Annotated in this window: 2 protein-coding genes; both read left to right on the forward strand. The window is 35.4% G+C overall.

The window, feature by feature from the left end; genetic code table 11:
- Positions 1 to 194: 194 nt before the first annotated feature.
- Complete coding sequence (locus ACFIKG_RS08950; RefSeq protein WP_375627133.1) at positions 195 to 896, forward strand: hypothetical protein; 702 nt, start codon at positions 195 to 197, stop codon at positions 894 to 896.
- Positions 897 to 989: 93 nt separating this feature from the next.
- A complete protein-coding gene (locus ACFIKG_RS08955) occupies positions 990 to 1,769 on the forward strand; it encodes a hypothetical protein (protein WP_375652166.1) in 780 nt (259 codons plus the stop codon).
- The last annotated feature ends 528 nt before the right edge of the window (positions 1,770 to 2,297 follow it).

Below are 2,297 nucleotides of genomic sequence, written 5' to 3' on the forward strand. Positions count from 1 at the left end.
ATCCTGAGTTTGGTAGCGAAGATGATTATTATCGTCATGAGTATTATGCTGATTTTGAAGGGTATTATGACGATGATGATAACAGCGAATATGAAAGTGATGCTGCGTAAATAACGGCGCGGGCGCGGCGGGGGCGCCTCCTTATAACCATTTCATTTAAAAATTTGTTTGAATATTAGATTAGGGAGCTACCTATGACCACTAAAAATGTATCTAAAAAATATGAGCTTATAAATGAAAGTCACGTTAAAGGGATTACTTTATACCGCATTCGTGCTTTAAAAGACTTTGCTGATGTTAAAGCTGGTGATTTAGGCGGCTTTATTGAAAAGGAAGATAACCTTTCTCATGATGGCAATTGCTGGGTTTATGATAATGCTTGTGTTGTAAAATCTGGTCGTGTTTATGAAAATGCAAGGGTATATGGCAACGCTGTCATTGGTGGTTTTGTTTATGGCAATGCGCATGTATATGATAAAACCCGCGTGTATTTTGGAGCTCATGTTTATGATAATGCGCATCTTTCTGATAAGGTGTGGGTTTATCAATATGCAAGGGTTTATGGGAATGCAAAATTAACAGGAAGTGCACGCATTTATAGCAAGGCTGAGGTTTATGATTATGCTGTTGTAAGTAGCTCTTCAAAAATTTATGGCAAGGTTTATGGCAATGCTAGCGTGGGTGGGTATGTTAAGGTCTATGGTTCTGTTTATGGGAATGCAAAAGTGACTGGTTATCACACCATTAGAGGTTTGGTACATGGCAATGCAAGATTAAAAAGAAATGATTATTCATATGTCAAACAAAACTTTTATTATGCATATGGAATTCCTGAAGATTGTGAAATTTATGAAAACGATACCGTTGTAAAGATTGTTGAAAATAAAGCAGCGTAAAGACGCGCGGGCGCGGCGGGGGTGCCCCTCTTTTAAATTTTCCATTCCAAATTTTAGCAAACGTTTATCACATTAAATTGTGAGGGTATCTCTATGTGCAAAAAATACGAATTAACCAGTGAAATCAAAAAAATCAAACATGCTCTTACTCGAAATATTATAAGCCTTTATCGCATTAAAGCTTTAAAAGATTTTGATGATGTAAAGGCGGGGTCCTTAGGCGGCTTTATTGAAAAGAAAGTTAACCTATCCCATGATGGTAATTGCTGGGTCTATGATGAGGCTTGTGTCTATGGTCATGCAAGAGTGTATGAAAATGCAAAAATACGCCATTTTTCTCAAGTCTGTGGTCAAGTTTATGGCAATGCTGAGGTCTATGGAAAAGCTTTTATCTCTCAATATGCTAAAGTTTATGACCATGCTTTTGTCTATGGCAATGCTCATGTTTATGGCAATATTTATGGGTATGCTCATGTGAATGGTAGTGCCCGCATTCTTGCTGATGCTCATATTTATGATCATGCGCATGTTTCTTATGATGCTACGGTTTTTAGTTATGCACGCGTTTATGGTCATGCCAAGGTTTCTGGCTTGGCTTGTATTTATAGCCATGCAAAAATTTATAATTATGCTGTTATTAATGGTCGTGCAAAAATTTATGGCAAGGTTTATGGGAATGCTTGTGTGAGTGGCTCTTGTGAGATTTATGGCTCTGTTTATGGCAATGCTAAAATCTCATATTGTGCAACGATCTGGGGGCGTGCTTATGGCAATGCAAAAATCAATAAAAAAAGCAAAGTAAGGTTGGTTCCAAAAAATTGTGAGGTTTATGAAAGGGATAATGTTGTCAATATAACTGATAAAACAGAATAAAAACACGCATGGGGCGTGCATTCTTTATGGTTATAAACGCATATAAAATGCATTGCTATAAACATATCATAAAAGAGAGAGTAAAATAAAAAAAAGCCGTGCCAAGTGATATGACGCGGCTTTCAAATAGCGTTTTTTATTGATTAAAATGAATCATCCACAATGGAGTAATGAATGCATATATACAAAACGTATCATATTGCAAGCGCTCTATTAGAAATATAAAAACTTATCAAAAGAAACGTAAACGATGCGTATGATCTTTAATCACTCATTTGAATGAGAGAGCCTATAAACGCTTTCATGGCTATCAAACCTACCAAACAAATCAAAACGCTCGGTAGCTTTAACAATCCAATCAAAAGCAAATGCATATTCAATAAATATCTGCAAAAAACGTTCTTTTTACATTTGGAAGCGTTGGTTTTTACAAAGCAGCTTTTCATAAAACAAATAAACAATTATGGTTTTTTGTTACCATTTTTATCAAGTCAATTTTATTAATAATAGTTATTAAAAAATCACAAA

This window comes from Bartonella sp. LB28NMGDW (assembly GCF_042194435.1).
Lineage (GTDB): Bacteria > Pseudomonadota > Alphaproteobacteria > Rhizobiales > Rhizobiaceae > Bartonella > Bartonella grahamii.

What these genes read in the sequence shown, in the direction of transcription:
- ACFIKG_RS08950 (WP_375627133.1), top strand. Translation starts at nt 195, where the DNA reads ATGACCACTAAAAATGTATCTAAAAAATATGAGCTTATAAATGAAAGT.
- ACFIKG_RS08955 (WP_375652166.1), top strand. Translation starts at nt 990, where the DNA reads ATGTGCAAAAAATACGAATTAACCAGTGAAATCAAAAAAATCAAACAT.